14 protein-coding genes, 2 pseudogenes and 1 riboswitch are annotated in these 20,261 nt (G+C 60.1%); of the genes and pseudogenes, 6 read left to right on the top strand and 10 right to left on the bottom strand.

Going from position 1 to position 20,261, the window contains the following annotated elements; genetic code table 11:
• Positions 1-569: 569 nt before the first annotated feature.
• The 6 genes from GGI60_RS08775 to clpP all read right to left on the bottom strand — a co-directional run bounded on the left by GGI60_RS08775 (position 570) and on the right by clpP (position 9,624).
• Complete coding sequence (locus GGI60_RS08775; protein ID WP_246720347.1) at positions 570-2,768, bottom strand: esterase-like activity of phytase family protein; 2,199 nt, start codon at positions 2,766-2,768, stop codon at positions 570-572.
• Positions 2,769-2,849: 81 nt separating this feature from the next.
• Positions 2,850-3,755, bottom strand: a complete 906-nt coding sequence (locus tag GGI60_RS08780; protein ID WP_183914864.1) for a DMT family transporter — start codon at positions 3,753-3,755, stop codon at positions 2,850-2,852.
• Positions 3,756-3,846: 91 nt separating this feature from the next.
• A riboswitch (FMN riboswitch) is annotated at positions 3,847-3,998 on the bottom strand.
• Between the two features lie 121 nt (positions 3,999-4,119).
• The gene (hupB, locus tag GGI60_RS08785; protein WP_003547346.1) at positions 4,120-4,395 is read right to left on the bottom strand and encodes a DNA-binding protein HupB; all 276 of its coding nucleotides are present in this window, start codon (positions 4,393-4,395) and stop codon (positions 4,120-4,122) included.
• A gap of 206 nt (positions 4,396-4,601) precedes the next feature.
• Positions 4,602-7,019 (bottom strand): endopeptidase La, encoded by a 2,418-nt coding sequence (lon, locus tag GGI60_RS08790; RefSeq protein ID WP_183914866.1) that lies wholly within the window; start codon positions 7,017-7,019, stop codon positions 4,602-4,604.
• A gap of 395 nt (positions 7,020-7,414) precedes the next feature.
• A complete protein-coding gene (clpX, locus tag GGI60_RS08795) occupies positions 7,415-8,692 on the bottom strand; it encodes an ATP-dependent Clp protease ATP-binding subunit ClpX (RefSeq protein ID WP_004680013.1) in 1,278 nt (425 codons plus the stop codon).
• A gap of 302 nt (positions 8,693-8,994) precedes the next feature.
• The gene (gene clpP, locus GGI60_RS08800; RefSeq protein ID WP_003573944.1) at positions 8,995-9,624 is read right to left on the bottom strand and encodes an ATP-dependent Clp endopeptidase proteolytic subunit ClpP; all 630 of its coding nucleotides are present in this window, start codon (positions 9,622-9,624) and stop codon (positions 8,995-8,997) included.
• Between the two features lie 462 nt (positions 9,625-10,086).
• Here clpP and GGI60_RS08805 point away from each other — a divergent pair, with 462 nt between their 5' ends.
• Both GGI60_RS08805 and GGI60_RS08810 read left to right on the top strand, forming a co-directional pair.
• Entirely contained in the window at positions 10,087-11,340 is a 1,254-nt protein-coding gene (locus GGI60_RS08805; protein WP_183914868.1) for a sensor domain-containing diguanylate cyclase, read from the top strand.
• A gap of 119 nt (positions 11,341-11,459) precedes the next feature.
• Positions 11,460-12,704 carry a cytochrome P450 gene (locus GGI60_RS08810; protein WP_183914870.1) on the top strand — a complete coding sequence of 415 codons (1,245 nt, stop codon included), beginning with the start codon at positions 11,460-11,462 and terminating at the stop codon, positions 12,702-12,704.
• 103 nt (positions 12,705-12,807) lie between these two features.
• Here GGI60_RS08810 and GGI60_RS08815 read toward each other — a convergent pair whose 3' ends face one another.
• Together GGI60_RS08815 and GGI60_RS08820 are read right to left on the bottom strand one after the other, a co-directional pair.
• On the bottom strand, positions 12,808-14,967 hold the full coding sequence (locus tag GGI60_RS08815) for a bifunctional diguanylate cyclase/phosphodiesterase (RefSeq protein ID WP_183914872.1): 2,160 nt from the start codon (positions 14,965-14,967) through the stop codon (positions 12,808-12,810).
• Between the two features lie 232 nt (positions 14,968-15,199).
• The gene (locus GGI60_RS08820; RefSeq protein WP_183914873.1) at positions 15,200-15,550 is read right to left on the bottom strand and encodes a cupin domain-containing protein; all 351 of its coding nucleotides are present in this window, start codon (positions 15,548-15,550) and stop codon (positions 15,200-15,202) included.
• Positions 15,551-15,726: 176 nt separating this feature from the next.
• On the opposite strand from GGI60_RS08820, the gene GGI60_RS08825 reads away from it, so the two are divergent.
• Complete coding sequence (locus GGI60_RS08825; protein WP_183914875.1) at positions 15,727-16,338, top strand: L,D-transpeptidase; 612 nt, start codon at positions 15,727-15,729, stop codon at positions 16,336-16,338.
• Positions 16,339-16,575: 237 nt separating this feature from the next.
• Positions 16,576-16,986, top strand: a pseudogene (locus GGI60_RS08830) (LysR substrate-binding domain-containing protein); the annotation flags it as partial.
• Positions 16,987-17,069: 83 nt separating this feature from the next.
• Here the strand turns inward: GGI60_RS08830 and GGI60_RS08835 are convergent.
• Entirely contained in the window at positions 17,070-17,264 is a 195-nt protein-coding gene (locus GGI60_RS08835; RefSeq protein ID WP_003577126.1) for a hypothetical protein, read from the bottom strand.
• 1,110 nt (positions 17,265-18,374) lie between these two features.
• On the opposite strand from GGI60_RS08835, the gene GGI60_RS08840 reads away from it, so the two are divergent.
• Positions 18,375-18,818 (top strand): cupin domain-containing protein, encoded by a 444-nt coding sequence (locus GGI60_RS08840; RefSeq protein WP_183914879.1) that lies wholly within the window; start codon positions 18,375-18,377, stop codon positions 18,816-18,818.
• A 535-nt stretch (positions 18,819-19,353) separates the two neighbouring features.
• Positions 19,354-19,620, top strand: a complete 267-nt coding sequence (locus GGI60_RS32755; protein WP_409527253.1) for a DUF982 domain-containing protein — start codon at positions 19,354-19,356, stop codon at positions 19,618-19,620.
• 372 nt (positions 19,621-19,992) lie between these two features.
• Here the strand turns inward: GGI60_RS32755 and GGI60_RS08850 are convergent.
• Positions 19,993-20,240 (bottom strand): annotated as a pseudogene (locus GGI60_RS08850) (hypothetical protein); the annotation flags it as partial.
• Between the last annotated feature and the right edge of the window lie 21 nt (positions 20,241-20,261).

Here is a 20,261-nt window from a genome sequence, read left to right on the forward strand (position 1 = left end):
TGAGGGCTGCGGGAAGCATTAATGAACCACCTTTGTTGAAGGCCTCAGCCCTCTCCTCCTCCATGCTCGGCCTTGAGCCGAGCATGCACCCGCACGCGTGAGAGGTCGCAGCATGGATCCTCGGCTCAAGGCAGCTCAAGGCCGAGGATGACGGAGGGTGGGGCGCGTCCATGCCAAACTCCAACCTCACTGCGCCGCAAGCCGTTGTAATTGCTCCAGCATCTCGCCTCCTGCCCATCCCGTCCGCCAATCTCCGTTATGCTCGGACTTGACCCCAGCATCCGCACGCGTGAGAGGCAGGGGCATGGATCCGCGGCTCAAGGCCGAGGATGACGGAGTGTGGGGAGGCGCCCATGCCAAACTCCAACCTCCCTGCACCCGCAAGCTGTTGTAATTGCTTCAGCATCTCGCCTCCTGCCAGTCGCGTCCCGCCGAAGCCCTCTGCTTTGCAAATGTTCTTCAGTCGGATGCCCTCGCCTTCCCACCGTGAATGCGGACACCTCTTGGATGCTCGGCATCAAGAGAGGCCGGACTTTCGCCCGGCCTCTCCCTTATCCCTCTATGACGCCTCAGTTCGTGGCGCTGAGATCAACCGGGAAGAACAGCGTCTCGCCGGAGGAGTCGCTGACGCCGTCATTGTCGGTGACGGCATAGGGCTTGCCCGATGCATCGAAGGTGAAGCCTTCGAGCTTGTCGAGCACGTAGCCGTTGGTCGCGCTCTTGAGTTCGCCGAGGAAATCGTGGGCTTCGGTCTTCTTGACGACGGGCAGTTCGCCGCCGAGCTTGGCGGGCTTCAGCTCCGAGATCGCCACCTTGTAGAGTTTTTTCAGCTTGGCGGCATCGCCGACGAGGTTGTCGCGCTCGATTATGTAGACGCTGTCGCCCTGAGCCGAAATTTCCGACAGGCCGACCCAGCCGCTTTCCGTCTTGTCGAGCGGATAGCGCACGGCGCCCCATTCCTTCTTCTTCGGATTGTAGGAGACGAGCTTGACGAAGCCCTTCTCGTCGTCGCCCCACTCGCGCTGGACCGCCATCCAGAGCGTGGCATCGTCGCCGGTGCCGATAATGGTCACACCTTCGAAACCGAAGCGGATTTCATTGGCGGCGAGTTCCTTCGGCAGGGCAATCTCGGCCTTGATGTCTCCCTTGGCATTGACGTTATAGAGGGCATGCGGCACGAGACGCTCGCTATAGCCTTCCGAGGCGAGCCAGAAGGAGCCGTCGGCGGCAACCGCGATGCCTTCGATGTCGAGCTTCTGGGCCGGGGCGCCGTCACGCTTGACGACGAGTGCATCGGTGATGACCGCTGGCTTCTTGCTGGCATCGATCGTGTAGATCGTCGGCTGCGAGCCGAGAACGCTGTCGCTGACGGCATAGAGCATGCCCGGCTTGCCGGGAACGGCGGCGAGACCCGAAAGTGCTGCGAAGCCGATCGGATTGCCGTCCTTGTCGGCAGAGACGATCTTCGGATAGGCTTTCTCGCCTTCCGAGCGCTCGTAGATCATCACATGCGAGCGCGCGCCGCCATCCTTGCCGAGGTCGAGCTCGTTGGCGGTGGCAAAGAGATTGCGCTGGGGAATAGCGACGCCACCCTCCGGCGAAATGCCGGACGGCAGCAGTTGGATGAGTTCGGGGTCGGCGCCGGTGTCCTTATAGACGCCGACGACCGAGGCGCGCTCGGCGAGCAGGAAGAAATATTGGTCATCGCCGAACTTGGCAGCTTCGAGGCCTTCCGGCTCGACGCCCTTCGATCCCGAGCGGCTTTCCGGATAGTGGCCGAGATGGGTGACGGCGCGTTCGAAGGATGCGCCCGATTCGTAGAGAAGCTTGCCCGTCTTGTCGAAGATGGTGAAACCGCGCGAGCCGCCCTGGTAATCGCCCTCATTGGCGACAACGAGGCGGTTGTCGTCCAGCCACTTCACGGCGTCGGGCTCGCGCAGTACTCCCTTGGATTCGCCAGTGAACTTCAGCCCGCCGTCACGCTTGGTGTCGATGCCGGTCAGATCGACGCTGCCGGCGGAGAAATGCGTCTTCACCTCAGCCTTATTGGCGTCGATGATGACGATCTCGTTGTTTTCCTGCAGCGTCAGGGCAATCTCGTTCAGCCCGTTGAAGGCGACGAATTCCGGCTCCGGATCCTCAGGGGCAACGCCGGCGAGACCGGTCAGCGTCACATGCTTTATGCTGCTGCAATCAACAGTCCCGTTCTTGACCTGGAAGACGACGAGGTCGCCGGCCGGCATCTGCGGGATCTTGCCGTCATTGACGTCTTCGTCGCGTTCGTTTTCGATCGCAATAGTGCCGAGCGTCTTGTCCCTGTTGAGGGCGATCGAATCCGGCTGGCCGCCGAGATCGCAGCTGTTTTCGATCTTCTTCGTCGCCACGTCGACGATCGCCAGGCGGCCTGAGGGCTTCGCCTTGCTCTCGGAGGTGTTGACGGCCACGAGCGCCTTGCCGGCGCTCGAGGTGACCGATGTCGGCTCGCCGTCCATCATCAGCGCGCCGCCTGATTTCGGCGCCTTGGCGTCGCTGATGTCGATGAAGCCGATCGCGCGGAGCGGGCTGTCGCTGTAGATCAGCGTATTGCCATCGTCGGTCGCGGTGATGATTTCGGCCGATGTCGGCGACAGCTTGTCTTTGTCATCAGGCAGGTTCTGAGCGACCGGGAAAGAGGCGATGCGGTTGAAGGCCGGCTCGGCGGCGGCCGGAAAGGCAACGGATACGAGAAGCACGGCAGCAAGCGCTGCATGGCGCGATGAAATCGTCATGAAATCCCCCATGTGGCGAATAGTCGAAACACGGGTTTTCTGCGGGACTGCCATGACAGAGACATGACAGTCCGTGACATTTCATGCGGAGGCCGTCTGCCTTTCCCGACGCATCTCGTTGCGCATGATGAAGAGCGATGCGGCGAGGATGAGTCCGGCTCCCAGCCAGAGATAACCGGCCGGTGCATAACCGAAGAACAGCCAGCCGGCGAGCACGTTGAGCGGCAGCTTCAGATCGTCGAACGGCTGCACATAGGCAGCGTCGGCGCTGGCATAGGCAAGGGTCAGCAGATATTGCGCCACGACCGTCAGGAGGCCCGCCAGAAGGGAGAGAGCCAGCGTCGCACCCGTCGGCACGGCGAGGCCCGCCGCAAGTGCCAGCCCGCCGTTGATCGGCGTCAGCAGCACCAGCAGCCAGAGGGTGATCGTCTCCGGCTTCTCAATGCCGGTCAGGCTCTTGGTGATCAGCGACGATGCACCCCAGAGCAGCGCGGAGAGCACCGGCAGCAACGCTGCCCAGGTGAAACTGTCGGACCAAGGCTGCAGGATAATCATCGCGCCGGAAAAGCCGACAGCCGTTGCCGCCCAGCGGGCGGCGCCGACGCGTTCGCCGAGGAACAGCCGGGCGCCGAGGACGATGAAGAAGGGCGAGGTCATGACGAGCGCAATCGCCTGCCAGATCGGCACCGAAGCAAGGCTGGCAACCCATGCCGCGACGCCGAGCGCGGCAAAGACCACGCGCACGACATGCCGCCAGGGATAGCTGGTGCGCATGGCCGAAAGGCCTGCCTTGCGCAGGAAGGGCAAGGAGAAAAGGAAGGCGAAGGCGTATTGCCAGAAGGCCGCCGAGGCCGGGGGAAAGGCGAGCTTCATGGTCAGCCACTGGGTGACGACGTTGAGGAGCGAAAAGGCCACGCCTCCAAGCACCATGAAGGTTGCGCCGGCAAAGGCGCGGGATTGAGAGACTGCAAGGGAATTCTGATTCATGTCTTCTATCCAGAATAGGGACCAACATAAATCAGGACGCATGAAGCGATGACACGCTGACGCTGGCAGTCCCCTGCCCGCACGCGGCCATGCTCATTCTCTTTCATCCGGACTATACCGTCGGCTCCGGAATCGCACCGGATCTGCTGACCCTTCCCGCGCGACAGCTTGGGAACGCGCTCGCGGGCTCGGACCGAAGCCCTTACCGCCGGTGGGGAGTTTCACCCCGCCCTGAGAACAGCTCCGTGGTAAAACAAAGTCCCGCATGCGGCAAGCGGACAAGCCAAAAAGGGGCCCGGCAAAGCCGAACCCCTCTCAAAACCCTGCACAGCCGGTCTCGTTCACGGCTGGCGGATAATCTTAATCAGCCGTTGACGGCGTCCTTCAGGCCCTTGCCGGGCGTGAACTTCGGCACGTTGCGAGCCGGAATGTCGACTTCAGCGCCGGTGGACGGGTTGCGGCCCTTCGATGCTGCACGATGAGAAACGGTGAAGCTGCCGAACCCTGCGAGGCGGATGTCGCCCTTGTTCTTGAGTTCAGCCTGGACAACGTCGAAAACCGCGTCGACAGCGGAAGCCGCGTCAGACTTCGTCAGTCCCGCCTTTTCGGCCACTGCGGACACGAGTTCATTCTTGTTCATGTTTCCACCCCTTTCTAAATGGTATGAAACGACTCAAATGTAAGCTAGGCGCAGAATAGGTTTCATCAGGCCCGCCGGGAACCCAGAAGCCCTGCAAATCAAGGAAAAGCAAGCGTCTCCATGACGTTTTCACAAAAAAGGCTGGCGTTTCCGCCAGCCTTTTTGCGTCTTTTGCGCCAAATGGGCATAAATGTGGCAAGCGCCACTCAATGCGCTATGGTTGCGCCCGTCTCATCAAGGCCTTCGACCGATGTGATCACAGGCGTTTCCACCGTGCCATCCCACTCGATCGGCTCGGGCCGGCGGATCAGCGCGTGCTTGATCACCTCGCCCATGCGGGAGACTGGGATGATCTCCATGTTGTTCTTCACGTTGTCAGGAATCTCCGCCAGGTCCTTGGCGTTTTCCTCCGGAATCAGCACCTTCTTGATGCCGCCGCGAAGCGCTGCGAGCAGCTTTTCCTTGAGACCACCGATCGGCAGCACACGGCCGCGAAGGGTGATTTCACCGGTCATGGCCACATGCTTGTTCACTGGGATGCCGGTCATGATCGAGACGATGGCGGTCGCCATGGCGACACCGGCCGAGGGGCCATCCTTCGGTGTGGCGCCTTCCGGCACGTGCACGTGGATGTCGTTCTTTTCGAACATCGGCGGTTCGATGCCGAAATCGACGGCGCGCGAGCGGACATAGGAGGCCGCTGCCGAAATCGATTCCTTCATGACGTCCTTCAGATTGCCGGTGACCGTCATGCGGCCCTTGCCCGGCATCATCACGCCTTCGATCGTCAGCAGCTCGCCGCCGACTTCCGTCCACGCCAGACCGGTGACGACGCCGACCTGATCCTCGCCCTCGGCTTCGCCGTGACGGAAGCGCGGGACGCCCAGGTAATCGGCGATGTTGGCGGCCGTCACGTGAACCGACTTCGTCTTGCCCTTGATAATCTCGGTCACCGCCTTGCGGGCGAGCTTCATCAATTCGCGTTCGAAGCTGCGGACACCGGCTTCACGGGTATACTGCTGGCTGATCGCCATCAGGGCGTCGTCGCTGACCGAGAATTCCTCGGGTTGCAGCGCATGCTCCTTGATGGCCTTCGGCAGCAGGTGCCGCTTGGCGATCTCGCGCTTTTCATCTTCGGTGTAGCCGGCGATACGGATGATCTCCATGCGATCCATCAGCGGCGCCGGGATGTTGAGCGTATTCGCCGTCGTGATGAACATCACGTCCGACAGGTCGTATTCGACTTCCAGGTAATGGTCCATGAAGGTCGAATTCTGCGCCGGATCGAGCACTTCGAGCAAGGCCGAAGACGGATCACCGCGATAGTCCTGGCCGAGCTTGTCGATTTCGTCGAGCAGGAAGAGCGGGTTCGACTTCTTTGCCTTCTTCATCGACTGGATAACCTTGCCGGGCATCGAGCCGATGTAGGTGCGGCGGTGACCGCGGATTTCGGCTTCGTCGCGAACGCCGCCGAGCGCCATGCGGACATACTCACGGCCGGTCGCCTTGGCGATCGACTGGGCGAGCGAGGTCTTGCCGACGCCGGGAGGGCCCACGAGGCAGAGGATCGGACCCTTGATCTTGGTGGCGCGGGCCTGTACGGCCAGATATTCGACGATGCGCTCCTTGACCTTGTCGAGACCGAAGTGATCGGCTTCGAGGATCTTCTCGGCATTGTTGAGATCGGCCTTGATCTTCGACTTCTTGCCCCACGGGATGCCGAGCAGCCAGTCCAGATAGTTGCGCACGACGGTGGCTTCGGCCGACATCGGGCTCATCTGGCGCAGCTTCTTCAGCTCCGCATCGGCCTTTTCACGGGCCTCCTTGGACAGCTTGGTCTTGGAGATGCGCTCTTCCAGTTCGCTCATCTCGTCGCGGCCTTCCTCGCCGTCGCCGAGTTCCTTCTGGATCGCCTTCATCTGCTCATTAAGATAGTATTCGCGCTGGGTCTTCTCCATCTGGCGCTTGACACGCGAGCGGATGCGCTTTTCGACCTGCAGCACCGAGATCTCGCCTTCCATGAAGCCGAGGGCCTTTTCCAGGCGCTGCTTGACGCTGGTCGTCTCCAGCATCTCCTGCTTCTCGGTGATCTTGATCGACAGGTGCGAGGCGACCGTATCGGCGAGCTTGGAATAGTCGTCGATCTGGCTGGCGGCGCCGACCACTTCAGGCGAAATCTTCTTGTTGAGCTTCACATAGCTTTCGAATTCGGAAACGACCGAGCGCGACAATGCTTCCAGCTCGACCGGATCGTCATGCGGCTCCTCGAGCACATGGCCGAGCGCCTCGTAGAAATCTTCGCGGCTGGTATAGGTGTCGATCTCAGCGCGGGCGCGGCCTTCGACCAGAACCTTGACGGTGCCGTCGGGCAGCTTGAGCAGTTGCAGTACATTGGCGACCGTGCCCACATTGTGAATTGCCGAAGGGTCCGGATCGTCGTCACTGGCGTTGATCTGCGTCACCAGCATGATCTGCTTGTCAGACCCCATGACCTCTTCGAGCGCACGGATCGACTTTTCCCGTCCGACGAACAGCGGCACGATCATGTGCGGGAATACCACGATGTCGCGCAAAGGCAGAACTGGGTAGGCAGTGCTGCTCGCTACAGACGTTTTCTTCGTCATTTTTTGTCCTTTCCATCGTCCCGTTACCGGGCTCTCTGCACGGCCGCTTGGGACCGGCCGGCTCTCACTTGGTTCTACAAGTGGAGGTTCTGACTACGCTTTTCAAGCCACGCTAACCCCCGCGTTCCCCGGATGTGACAGCTTTGTTACAACGGAACGCCAACACTATGAAGCGCGTGGCTGGACCGGCGCTTACCATTTCCGGCCAGGCTCAATACAACGCCAGCAACAGGCTTCGAGATCATCCCACCATTGCCAAGCATCACCCCTGCGCAACATCGGCAAAGGCAATTCCGGCCCCACCGGCAAATACTAACAGCGCCTCGGATGATTTTTCAAATAGAAAGGGGCCTGCTGATGGCAAGCCCCCAAAATAATGGTGCGAAAGCGCAAGGTCACGCCGAAGCGTTGGCCTTTTCTTCCTGACGGTCGGCATAGATATAAAGCGGACGGGCCGAACCGCGCACCACTTCCTCCGAGATGACGACCTCGCGCACACCTTCCAGCGTCGGCAGTTCGAACATCGTGTCGAGCAGGATCTTCTCCATGATCGAGCGGAGGCCGCGGGCGCCGGTCTTGCGCACGATCGCCTTGCGGGCGATTTCGCGCAGTGCGTCTTCGTGGAAGGTCAGCTCGACGTCTTCCATCTCGAACAGGCGCTGGTACTGCTTGATCAGCGCGTTCTTCGGCTCGGACAGTATCTGGATCAGCGCGTCCTCGTCGAGATCCTCGAGCGTCGCCAGAACCGGCAGACGGCCGATGAATTCGGGGATGAGGCCGAACTTGACCAGGTCTTCGGGCTCGAGTTCGCGCAGGACTTCGCCGACGCGGCGGTCGTCCTGGGCCTTGACGGTCGCGCCGAAGCCGATCGAGGTCTTCTCGCCGCGGGCGGAGATGATCTTGTCGAGGCCGGCGAAGGCGCCGCCGCAGATGAACAGGATGTTCGTCGTGTCGACCTGCAGAAATTCCTGCTGCGGGTGCTTTCGGCCGCCCTGCGGCGGAACGGAAGCGACCGTGCCTTCCATGATCTTCAGAAGCGCCTGCTGCACGCCTTCGCCCGAGACGTCACGGGTGATCGACGGATTGTCGGACTTGCGCGAAATCTTGTCGACTTCGTCGATGTAGACGATGCCGCGCTGGGCGCGCTCGACATTGTAGTCGGCTGCCTGCAGGAGCTTCAGGATGATGTTTTCGACATCCTCGCCGACATAGCCGGCTTCCGTCAGCGTCGTCGCATCGGCCATGGTGAAGGGAACGTCGATGATGCGGGCAAGCGTCTGGGCAAGATAGGTCTTGCCGCAGCCGGTCGGGCCGACGAGCATGATGTTCGACTTCGCCAATTCGACTTCGCCGTTCTTGGAGGCGTGGGCCAGGCGTTTGTAATGGTTGTGAACGGCGACCGACAGGATCTTCTTCGCCTGCCGCTGGCCGATGACATATTCGTCGAGGACCTTGATGATGTCCTGGGGCGTCGGAACGCCGTCGCGGGACTTGACCATCGAGGACTTGTTTTCCTCGCGGATGATGTCCATGCACAATTCGACGCATTCATCGCAGATGAAGACGGTCGGTCCGGCAATCAGTTTCCGGACTTCGTGCTGGCTCTTTCCGCAGAACGAACAATAGAGGGTGTTCTTGGAGTCGCCGCCGTTGCTGCCGCTGACCTTGCTCATATCATTTTCCTTCCAGCACGCCGCATTTCAAGGCGAAATCGCGGTCCACTCTATCAGCTCCTGGCGGCACTCCGTTTCCGGAGCCTTTGCCGAGAAGGGCTTCAGGGGCTACGAACCGGTTCCAGTCAACCATGTCCAGGTTCCGGCGGCAACGAATCCCCTTCGAATGCCAAATGCTATGCCACAAAAATTCAACATAGCATTAATAGTTACTATTAGTGTCTTCACCGCCGGATGAAAGCCCTTGTTCGATCACAAATGAGATAGAACTGTGGCGGCAAAAACACCATCCCAATTAATTACTAGGCCTGCTCGCCTTCCATCTCGAGGCGCGAGGTCAGAACCTTGTCGATCACGCCCCAGCCCTGGGCCTCGTCCGCATCCATGAAATGGTCACGATCGAGGGTCTTTTCAACTTCCTCGTAGGTGCGGCCGGTGTGCTTGACGTAGACTTCGTTGAGGCGGCGCTTCATCTTGAGGATATCGCGGGCGTGGCGCTCGATATCCGAGGCCTGGCCCTGGAAGCCGCCCGAAGGCTGGTGCACCATGATGCGGGAGTTCGGCGTGGCGAAGCGCATGTCCTTGTGGCCGGCGGCCAGCAGCAGCGAGCCCATGGACGCAGCCTGGCCGATGCAAAGCGTCGAAACCGCCGGTTTGATGAACTGCATCGTATCGTAGATCGCCATGCCGGCGGTGACGACGCCACCAGGCGAATTGATGTAGAGGGCGATTTCCTTCTTCGGGTTTTCGGCCTCGAGGAAGAGCAGCTGCGCGCAGACGAGCGTCGCCATGTGATCCTCGACGGCGCCGGTCAGGAAGATGATGCGTTCCTTCAACAGGCGGGAATAGATGTCGTAGGAGCGTTCACCGCGGTTGGTCTGTTCCACGACCATCGGCACGAGGGCCATTGCGGTATCAACTGGGTTTCTCATGTGCGTCCTTTGTCAACGTCATGCCGGCGGCCGCCGGGAATCAAAGAAAATGCCATATCCCTACATAGAGTGTCCCTGCCCTCCTCTTCAAGACACGCATGAGGATAACGTTAAGAAGGCGGGGCAAGGCGGCTTCAGGTCCTCTTTCATGCATGTGGTCATCCCGGAACCGCTACACACTTCCAGGCGACGTGCATCGAGCTTCGGCGCCGGCAGCCTCTTTCTCGTAAATGGCTGATGACCGCGAGCCCCCGGCGGCGTCTCCCCCCGCTTTTCTCCATGACAGGATAAAGGAAAGCTTACTCCATCCAGCAGCGCTCACATACGTTTACCCAACGGAAAGCCTACCGCCAGATACCGGCCGAAAATCATGCCGCACCGCAACAGCATTAAGGAAGTGGCGAGCTTCCTCAGCAAGGATGCGGCCAACAGACAACGTCGACGGGCAAGGGGTTTGCTGCCGTGTTCAATATCGCTACAGGTCTCGCCATCTGGTGTTCGGAGGCCATGACGCTCGCTCTGGTGCTTTTCGTCGCGTGGCGCCACAACATCAAGAACGAAGCCTACCTCTATTGGGGCCTCGGCTTTCTTCTGACCGGCATCGGCTTTGCGATGATCGCGCTACGCGGCCAAGTCCCCAGCCTCGTGTCCGTCGAGATCGGCAATGCCATTGCGCTGCTCGGCCAGAGCGCCTGGGTGGCGGGTTTTCTCGCGCTCGACCGCAAGAAGATCGAATGGTGGGTGCTGCTGCCGCCGGCAATCTGGATGGCCGGGGTGTTTCTGCCCTGGGTCAACACCGATTATTCCAACCGCGTCGTGCTCTACAATCTCGCTTCGGCGACCGGCGCCACGGCCCTCGCCATGGCGGTCGCCGCCGGCGACATGCGCCGCGAGCGCACCCGCATTAAGCTAATGGGCGTGTTCGTCATGCAGGGCTGCCTGTGCTTCGGCTCGGCGCTGACGATGGCGGTAACGCTGCCCAGCGATATCGACGCGACCAATCTCGGCGGCGTCTCGGCAATGGCGAGCGCCTTCCTACTCACGATCGCCTTTGCGCTTACCTGCCGGCTGGTCATGGAACGCTCCGAACGGCATCTGCGGACGATGACACTGACCGATTCACTCACGGGCGTGCTCAACCGCCGCGGCCTGCTCGGCTATTTCGAGGCCATTCAGGAAAGAGCCCACAGTGAACAGCGGCAGGTCGCGGTGATGCTATTCGACCTGGATCATTTCAAGCGCGTCAACGACCGCTTCGGCCACCAGGCCGGCGACGCGGTGCTCACCGCCTTCGCGCTCATGGCGCGGCAGTATATTCCAAACCACATCTTCGGCCGCATGGGCGGCGAGGAATTCGCCGCCTTTGCCGCCGTCTCGGACCAGATGGAAGCCGAGGCGATCGCCGAAGCGATCCGCACCGAATTCTGCCGCCTTCCCGTCGCCACCGGCGAAGCGATCGTTCCGGTTACGGTCAGTATCGGCATTGCGCTCGCCGCCTCGATCGAAGCCAATATCGACAAGCTGATTTCGGCCGCCGACCGGGCGCTCTATGCCGCCAAGGCCGCCGGCCGCAACTGCACGGTCACCTTTGGCGAAGCGGAAGCGGCGGCCCCGGCGTCGGCAACGCCGAGCCCGACTGCCGGCGAACTCGTGCCAACGGTCGATGATCAGGTCGAGGCGCTGCGACGGATGGGCACGCTGTCGCGGGCCGGCTAGCCGCAGCTGAAAATAGAATCAATCCCCTAGTTTAACTCCCGTCGGGCATGCTTCGTTTACGGCCGGCTCTCCTCATCCGCATCTTTTCGAGGCCTGGCAAATCCGCTAAGCCTCGGGGCATGACGACACCGCCCTTTCTCTCGATCGACCCTGCCCTCCGCCATGTCTCGCTGGATGCCCGCAACCCGGCCTTCTACGGCAATCCGAATGACGTCTATGCCGCGCTCCACGCCCATTGCCCGACCTTCTACTGGACCGAGCAGAAACAGTGGTTCTTCACGGGCTACGACCATGTGAACGGGCTGTTACGCGACCGCCGCTTCGGCCGGCAGATCCTGCATATCGCCAGCCGTGAGGAGCTCGGCCTTGCCGAACCGATGCCGCATCTTGCAAGTTTCGATCTCTCCGAACGTTATTCCCTGCTCGAACTCGAACCGCCGGAGCACACGCGGCTGCGCACCCTCGTCAACCGCGCCTTCGTCTCGCGCCATGTCGAGAAGATGAAGCCGGAGCTTGCCGAACTCGCCAACCGGCTGATCGACGGCTTCGCCGATAAGGGCGAGGTCGAGCTGCTCTCGGCCTTTGCCGATATCATTCCGGTGACGATGATCGCCCGCATGATCGGCATCCCGGAGGAGATGGGGCCGCAGCTGCTCGCCTGGTCGCACGCCTATGTCCGCATGTACATGTTCGGCCGCACGCGCGAGCAGGAAGACGCGGCCGAACGGGCAGCCAAGGAATTTTCCCACTATGTCAGGACAGTGATCGCCGAGCGCCGCGCCGAGCCGCGCGACGACCTGCTGACCCACATGATCCATACCGAGCACAAGGGCCAGTATCTCACGGAGGAAGAGCTGATCTCGACGACCATCGTGCTGCTTAACGCCGGGCACGAAGCGACCGTGCACCAGATCGGCAATTCCGTGCGTACGATCCTCGACAGCGGCTCAGATCCGGCGACGCTCTTCCGTGACGAGGCGACGACGGAGCGCACGGTCGAGGAGACGCTACGCATCTGCGCGCCGGTCCATATCTTCCAGCGCTGGGCACTCGAGCCCGCCGAAATCGACGGCGTCTCGTTAAAGCGCGGCGACAAGGTCAGCCTCATCCTTGCCGCCGCCAATCTCGACCCTGCGAAATTCACCGATCCGCTGAGCTTCCGGCCCGATCGCAACGAGGCGCCCAATCTCTCTTTCGGCGCCGGCATCCATTTCTGCATCGGCGCGCCGCTGGCGCGGCTGGAGCTCAACGTCGTGCTGCCGATCCTGTTCGAGCGGCTTGCCGGTCTCAGGCTCGCGAAGACAACTATGGTCAAGGACGTCTACCATTTCCACGGACTGGAGCGGCTGGATTTGCAGTGGTGATCCCGAGGCTTGATTTTCGGCGGCTGGAGGATCCCGTGCGGCGTGCCGGCTGAATCCAACGCCTGACAATCTTTGTTTTTACGCATGTCTTTACCGCAAACCGCTAAACGCTTTTTGCGAGACCTCCTCTAGTCTCGGCGGCGGCCTCTTCCTGCAGCTTGCCGGTGATGTCGCGGGCCGACATGGGTTTTCCCATCAGATAGCCTTGAAGCTGATCACAGCCGGCGTCCCGCAAGATCGCCGCCTGGCGCGAATTCTCGACGCCTTCGGCGGTAACGGGGATCTGCAGGGCACTCGCCAGCGAGATGGTCGCCCGAAGGACGTCGGCGCCCTTTGCGCCTTCGTCGAGCGCCGAGACGAGCGAGCGGTCGATCTTCATGCGATCGAAGCCGAATTGCCGCAGTGCGCCGATGCTGGCGTAGCCGCAGCCGAAGTCGTCGAGCGCGAACTTGATGCCGACGCGCTTGAGCTGGTCGATCGAGCGCCGGGCCTGATCCGGATTTGTCATCAGGACGCCTTCGGTGATCTCCAATGTCAGGCGTTTCGGGTCGAAATCGAGCTCCTGCAGGACCGAGATCACTTCGGTCGCAAATTCCGGATTGCACAGCTGGACCGGCGAGACATTCACCGACAATGCCAGATCTGGCCAGGTCATGGCATGCGCGATCGATGTTTTGAGCATGTGAACGCCGAGCGCATCGATGAGACCGCATCTTTCGGCAAGGGGGATGAAGACCTCCGGACTGACGTTGCCTGCGGCCGTTCGCCAACGCGCCAGGGCTTCAAGCCCGGTCATCGTGCCGGTCGAGGCAGAGACGAGAGGCTGGAAGACAGCTTCGATGGCGCCGGAGCCGATGGCGCTCTTCAGCAGAGCCTCCAGCTCGGCGACCCGCTGGCGCTCCTGGTCCAGTTCGGGATCGTATTCGATCGCCTGGCCTCTGCCATTTGCCTTGGCGCTATAAAGCGCCATGTCCGCCCTGCGCAGCAGCTCCAAGGGCTCGATGTCTTCGTCGCGCGCAGCAGCTCCGATGCTTGCTCCGACCTCGATTGTCCGCCCGTCGATCTTGAAGGGCTCGGCAAACAGCGCCAGAACGGCCCTCTCCATCTCTTCGCAGGTGGCGGAGCCAACATGCACCAGTGCAAATTCGTCGCCCCCCAGCCGGGCGGCGGCGACGACTTCCGGATGGCAGGCCGTCAGCGCCGTCGAGACCAGGCGGATCAGATCGTCGCCGACGGCATGCCCCCAGGCATCATTGACGGCCTTGAAGCCATCGAGGTCGACCAGATAGAGCCGGGGCGGCGCTGAGGCCGTATCTTCCAGCTCTTCGAGCAGGCTGAGCAGCCCCTGCCTATTCAACAGGCCGCTCAGACTATCGTGGCCCGCTTCGTAAAGCGCTGCCTGCGCCAGTTGACGCAGACGCCGCGCCTCGGACGCGCCGACCATCAGAACACCGACCAGGAACAGAACGAGGATAACGATGGCGGCGGCGATGTAAGGTGTCACCTGATGAAACACCGTGCTTCCAGGCGCCTTGCTGGGCCAGGCGAGATAGCCGATCACCGCACCCTTCATGTCGGTGATGGGTGTGTTCAGGAAATCCGGCTTGGGCGTCGCCTCAAGGCGCAGACCCTCGAGTTCATGTTCGTTCGAGAGGGTGTCCAGCACCTCCGGGGTGAATTCCTTATAAAAGCTCAGCGTGCTGAATTTCGCAGTGTCGGCAACGTCGTCGAAAGGTTGGATTGCCTGCGATGCGATCAGCGCGACACCATTTTCAGTCTTGACGAAATTAACCAGCGGCGCTTTCGCAGGATCGGCGGCCACATTGATCTGCTGATAAAAGGCCCTGCCGAAGAACGCGGCGGGCTCGAAGGGCTTGCCCTTTGCATAGGCCGACACGATCGACGTCCGATCGGGTCCAATTACGATTGCACCGTCGTAAAGCGGGTAATCCTCGCTGGTCTTTCCCCAATTCTCATAGGCCCAGTCCGCGGCATTCGGAGAGGAAGCCGCACGATAGGCATCGTCCCAGACGGCGTTATCCGTCGTTGTCGCACCGAGGCGGGCGACAAAGGCTGCGATCGCGGCGCGGGCGGCGCGAGTGGCGCGGGCATCGTCGATCTCGTTCCCCGACCGGGTCATCGTCACGACGACATGGGCCATGAGGCCCGTGAGCACGAGGGCTACCAGAAGGAAGCACACCGTTGTCGCAATGATGGAAGAGGGTTGAGTGCGAACGTGCCTACCCGCAAGATTCGACGACATGCCAATCCCGAAAGATGAATTGCAAGGCCATGTCTGTTGTGACGGCAGGAGACATCATGTCCGCAATGCGCTGCAGATAAGGTCTAGCATTTGACGATGTAGGTCCCATTAATGGGAAAGATCAAATGCCTACTATCGGCAAAAGAGAAGCGACTTCTTCAGGAGAAACGGCGCATAATCGCCGCAAACCGGGACAGGCCCGGCATCATCAGAGCCGATCTGCAGCGGCTGTTCAAACCTTGATCACATAGTCCTTGCGAGTCGTTTCAACGACTTCCCAGGTTCCCTTGAAGCCGGGTCTGAGGATCATCCGGTCACCCGCCTTCAGATGAACCGGTTCGCCGCCGTCTTCCGTCACGATCGAATGGCCGGACAGCAGGCTGAAATATTCCCATTCCTCGTAAAAGATTCGCCATTTGCCGGGCGTCGCCTCCCAGATGCCGGAATAGAGGCCGCCTTCGGCCTCCTCCAGGTTCCAGGTCCGGAACTGCGGATCGCCGGAGATGATCCGGCCGCGTTCAGGCGCGCCGACCTCCGGCTCGACGCCATCGATGCCGAAGGTGATGAAATTGGTCACAGTCATTCTGATCTCTTCTATTTCAGTGTTCTTCGCAGCATACGTTTGCATACGGCGCGCTCGTAATTATTGGTTTTTCATGCGCTTTTGCAGCATGCGTTCAATATCTTCGCAGCGGTCCGCCATAGTGACGCCATAGAGTTGGGACCAATACCGCATGTATAACAAGCGGATGGCGAAAAATGAGATTGCTGGCTCTCCTTGCAGTGGCCGTTTTGCTAACGGTGGTTCAAGCCCGGGCCCAAGTCTATGAACCGTACGATGGATACGACGAAGACAGAGGCTACGGCTATGATGACCCTTACAGCCCGTATCCACCTCCGCCTTATTACGACCCCTCCCCTCGCTATCAGGAACCCCTGTATGATCGCCGGGCACCGTCGACGCGAAGCGCTAGAGGAAACATCGTGATCGCCACGCGCGAACACACACTTATTTACACGACAGCTAGCGGAGAGCAGTTCGTTTACCCCATAGCCGTTGGCCGCGAAGGCAAGCAATGGTACGGAACGACGCGGGTGGTGTCGAAGCGATTGTATCCCGAATGGCGGCCAACGCCCAGCATGCGTCAGAAAAATCCGAGGCTTCCAGCGGTCGTGAAGCCGGGCCCCAACAATCCGCTGGGAACCCGAGCGATATACCTTGCCGATGGGCTGCTGCGCATACACGGTACCAACGACCCGTCCTCCATCGGAACCAATGCGTCGAGTGGGTGTTTTCGAATGTACCTCGAGGACGTCGAGGAGCTTTACGATATGGTCCAGCCGGGGACCCGGGTGATTGTCCAACGGTAATCGGATCGGGAAAGCCCCCAGCGGTCCCCTCGCCAGCCTTACTTCCCGGCTGGGCTGTTTCAGTGTTCTTCGCAGCATACAACCAAGAGATGCTCGTGAACTTCGACCACTATGACCTCCCCTGCTGGAGCCAGGCTGGCGACATGAGGTGATTGTCGGGATCGTTGAGATCGCCGCGCCTATCGCGGGCTCAACAGCCGAGCTGCCGTCAACTTCCGGCACCAGAGCACTGGCCAGCCGTTGCGTTGGCCGTTCAAAGTCGGGGACCGGTTGCTCGAAATCGTTCCGAACGCCGCGATCGTGGTCGACAATAGTGACGCTGTAGCCGCTATTGTTATTGCGGGCGGTGGTATCGGCATGTCGCCGACGTACATCGCTGCCCCTTTCCTCGAGCACGGCGAGTTGATGCCCGTTCTCAAAGACTACGCGATCGACCGCTTCAACATTACCGCCCTCTGGCCCGAGAGCCGCCGAGGCAACCCCGCTGTCAAGGCGTTCGTCGCGTTTCTCGGAGAGGTTTTCCCTGCCGAGGCCGCGTGGGACCGCATCTTCGCCGCGAGTGTCGTTGCGGAGGGTATTATGTTGAATTGCGAGGACTGCCGTCGGCTCGCCTTGAAATATGGCGACAAGCTTGAAGTCCGTGAGTAGGAAGCAAGAGCCCTGAGCACTGGCCGATCAGCTTCTGGGCCCAAGGAACCTCAATCGGACATCAGAAGAATATCTCCTGCCACTCAGTGCGAGGTGATCGCACGACCGCTGGACGCGAGATGCTCTGTAATGGCGCGCCGGATTTCGGTAACCGTGTCAAAGAGCCTGTTGTCCAAGTCGATGACATTGAAGCGGACAGCGATGAATTTGAGGCGGTTTTCGACAGGGACCGCGATCCCGACTTCCTGACCGTTGAATACGACAGCTTGCTTTTGCATAACAAACCTCGGGCGCGCCACACGGGAGCACCATCTTAGAAAAGTGGAACAAGGGATTTACGACGCCTCAGATTGACGCCGTAGGTCGGTGTCGGATCGAGATGAGATCACGCATTCGCTACACCATTGCGAACAAATGAAGTCGGACAAAACAACGTCATCATCCTCCTCAAGCGAGGCCAAACGACCGCTGGGTGTCGCCGGCGAGGGCCGGTTATTTCGGAATTCTTCTGTAAAAAACGTAGTCGAGAAATTTCGCAACTGATTTTTGTTATTATTTAGCGCTTTGAATCGTATGATAATTACCGCAAGTGCGAAGTAACAAATGATGTACGTTCGTCTGACACCCCTCGTCGAAGGCCCGCCGATGGCTTTACTGGCGATAGTGCGGATCGCCACTGTCGCAGGTGCCAGGTCGGCTGGACACGAGTGATCCTCCAGCGGTAATCGGATCGGGCGGAGCCCCCAGCTGCCCCCTTGCCAAGCTGCGGCTGCCATCGCATGGCTGAATCGACTCCTCCAACTCCCAGCGTTATCCCGGTAACTCATGTCCGGACAGCAAACGCTGGCAGGCCGAGGTAAGAATTTCGTTTCACTGGTGGAGCATCGTTCTTGGCGACGCCACTGCCGTCAGTGGATCGCGCGCTGAAGAGAACAGCCGACGATCTGCCATGGCGCTAACGCTCAACTCCGACGGTGCAACAGTCGCATCATACCGGCCAGTGATCGCTTACACCGTGCCCCGTTACAACTGCTATCTGTTCAGAGTGAACAACGACGGTCCCGAAGCTCCCCGGCGATTCATTGCAATTTACATAGGAGTCGCCGGCGGCGACCGCCAAGCTTCCCGCCGGCCGGCCCTCCGGCTTCCGACGAGCGTGGCCGACTGCCGCCACGAAATTTCATGTTCGCAATACTGGCGAGTGGCCGGTCGGATTAGCATTACGCAAGGTATAGCCGGTCGTTACATGCATATGTTACGTTACTCGCTGTGATCGTCTTGAGGTCTTGTATTGTGACGAGGTAGGCTGGGGCAAGTTTTGAGGTAAACCATGACAAAAAAATAGGCCAGGCCCATACTCAGCTCATTACTCGCAACCGGGGAAGACGATGGACAACACGGCTATTCGCACCACACAATGGCTCGGCACTACGTATACGCTTTTGTTGACCAAGCCAGAAACCGGCGGCGCTTTCGCGCTCGTTGATAGCGTCACCGAACCCGGGTATGGTCCGCCACGACACGTTCATAAAAACGAAGACGAAGCCTTCTTTATACTCTCAGGCGATGTCGAGTTCTGGACAAAGGACGGAACGGTGGTCAAGGGACCTGGGGAAGCCGTCTTCATGCCGCGCGGCGTGGAGCACACCTTCAGGGTTGCAGGCGATCAGCCGGCAAGAATGCTGACAATGCTCACTCCTGGGGGTTTCGAAGCCTATTTTTTGGAGATGGGCCGCAACAAATACCGTATCCCCGAAGACATGGGCGTAATAGCCGGCTCGGCGGCCACTTATGGTATCACTTTTACAGGCCCGCCGCTCGACGCAAATTGAACTTGTTAAGGCGTCCGTCAGTGCGGATGTAGGGGCGAAATGTACACCTGACCCGTCGGCGGGACGCATCGCGGCTTAGGTTCAGATCGAAGCGGCCTCAAGGCGACGCGGAGATCAGCTGTGAAAAGCTCGGCATGGGCGGGGACCGCCATATCATCGCGCCATATTTAGCGTATAGTACTCCAGTCGGCGATCTTACCAGGGCGACGCCGATTGGGCGATAAGACGTGCTCTTGCCTTTGGTGGGGCCACAATAATGTCTCTAAACCTCTTAAATCTTCCGGAACTGTCCGAACGGCACATAGAGATGCTCGCCAAGGTAATAGCCGACTGGTGCGATGCGAACTCCATCGATGCAGGCGGGAATTGCGCAGAAGCCGCATATGCTGCCGCCATTGATCTTTTAAGTGCAGACCCGGACCTGTCAGCGGGTCAGTTGCGACAGGCACTGGACCTCAGTATGGCTGAGAATAAGCGTGCGGAACCTTCCTCGTAGGCTCAAGTTGTGATGTAGCGGCCTCTCCGTTTTGCGGGTGTGCCCGCTGGCGATGGAGCATGTGTCTTGTGGACGAGTGTCGTTATTCTACATCTGCGAAAGCCGATCACCGTGAGATCGGCAAAACAGGCGTTCGATCTCCTGTCGGCCCGTTGGCCAGTCTCTGACGGAAGGGCTTACATCGCGGCCCTTGAAGCCTGTGAAGGCGTCAATGACGGACATGTTTCAGACGAAAGCGCTCGGGAGTCGTTCTTGTTGGCGTTGGAGGAAGCCGAAATCCCCTACTCGACCGATATAGAACGGTAGGCACGCCGGACTTTAAGTTGACGCCTGCTCAACGAAGAACGGGCATGTTCCTGCACGTAGCAAGGCGTGATCTCGAACAATGCTCTTCCAGATACAAGCTGAGTTCGTTCAGCCTCTTCACCAGTGCCGGATGCTCACTTCAGGCCACAGTGTTTTCGCCCTCGCAGCGTTCTCCTCGTGAGTGTGCCGGTTATCAAGAAATCAGGATCGACGGGAACGGTGCAGGCATATCATTCGCGAAGAAAAGTGCCTGGCGGATCGATCGGGTCGTGAAGTGATCATATCACCCGCGAGATCGAACTCTCGCTGCCGAAATCGGGTTTCGCTCTCTTGAAAAAGAGGGACGCCGAGCGTTTTCTTGAGTACTGCCTACAGTTCAAGTGTGGGGTAGACAACCTCCTCCTTGCCTTCGCGTCGACGAAGATAGGGATGCACCCATGTCGCCCTGGATCGGGCCGGGGCGCACGATCGCCACCTGGATCACCAGGTCGTAGAAGGTCCTCAGTTTCAGACGGGGGCAGCATTGCCATCTGCGCAGGGGATTCGACCTGGAATGTCCCGAGAGTATCGGCTTTGCGGATCATCGCGTAGGTCTGCGCCTCCTCCTGCGGGATGTCTGCAAGTCCCATCGCAAGAGACTT

This window comes from Rhizobium lentis (assembly GCF_014200175.1).
Lineage (GTDB): Bacteria > Pseudomonadota > Alphaproteobacteria > Rhizobiales > Rhizobiaceae > Rhizobium > Rhizobium mulingense.

Excerpts from the sequence above, each read along its gene's own strand:
- hupB (WP_003547346.1), bottom strand. The coding sequence starts at position 4,395 with ATGAACAAGAATGAACTCGTGTCCGCAGTGGCCGAAAAGGCGGGACTG.
- GGI60_RS08825 (WP_183914875.1), top strand. The coding sequence starts at position 15,727 with ATGAGATTGCTGGCTCTCCTTGCAGTGGCCGTTTTGCTAACGGTGGTT.
- clpX (WP_004680013.1), bottom strand. The coding sequence starts at position 8,692 with ATGAGCAAGGTCAGCGGCAGCAACGGCGGCGACTCCAAGAACACCCTC.
- lon (WP_183914866.1), bottom strand. The coding sequence starts at position 7,019 with ATGACGAAGAAAACGTCTGTAGCGAGCAGCACTGCCTACCCAGTTCTG.
- GGI60_RS08780 (WP_183914864.1), bottom strand. The coding sequence starts at position 3,755 with ATGAATCAGAATTCCCTTGCAGTCTCTCAATCCCGCGCCTTTGCCGGC.
- GGI60_RS08820 (WP_183914873.1), bottom strand. The coding sequence starts at position 15,550 with ATGACTGTGACCAATTTCATCACCTTCGGCATCGATGGCGTCGAGCCG.
- GGI60_RS08775 (WP_246720347.1), bottom strand. The coding sequence starts at position 2,768 with ATGACGATTTCATCGCGCCATGCAGCGCTTGCTGCCGTGCTTCTCGTA.
- clpP (WP_003573944.1), bottom strand. The coding sequence starts at position 9,624 with ATGAGAAACCCAGTTGATACCGCAATGGCCCTCGTGCCGATGGTCGTG.
- GGI60_RS08815 (WP_183914872.1), bottom strand. The coding sequence starts at position 14,967 with ATGTCGTCGAATCTTGCGGGTAGGCACGTTCGCACTCAACCCTCTTCC.
- GGI60_RS08835 (WP_003577126.1), bottom strand. The coding sequence starts at position 17,264 with ATGCAAAAGCAAGCTGTCGTATTCAACGGTCAGGAAGTCGGGATCGCG.
- GGI60_RS08840 (WP_183914879.1), top strand. The coding sequence starts at position 18,375 with ATGGACAACACGGCTATTCGCACCACACAATGGCTCGGCACTACGTAT.
- GGI60_RS08810 (WP_183914870.1), top strand. The coding sequence starts at position 11,460 with ATGACGACACCGCCCTTTCTCTCGATCGACCCTGCCCTCCGCCATGTC.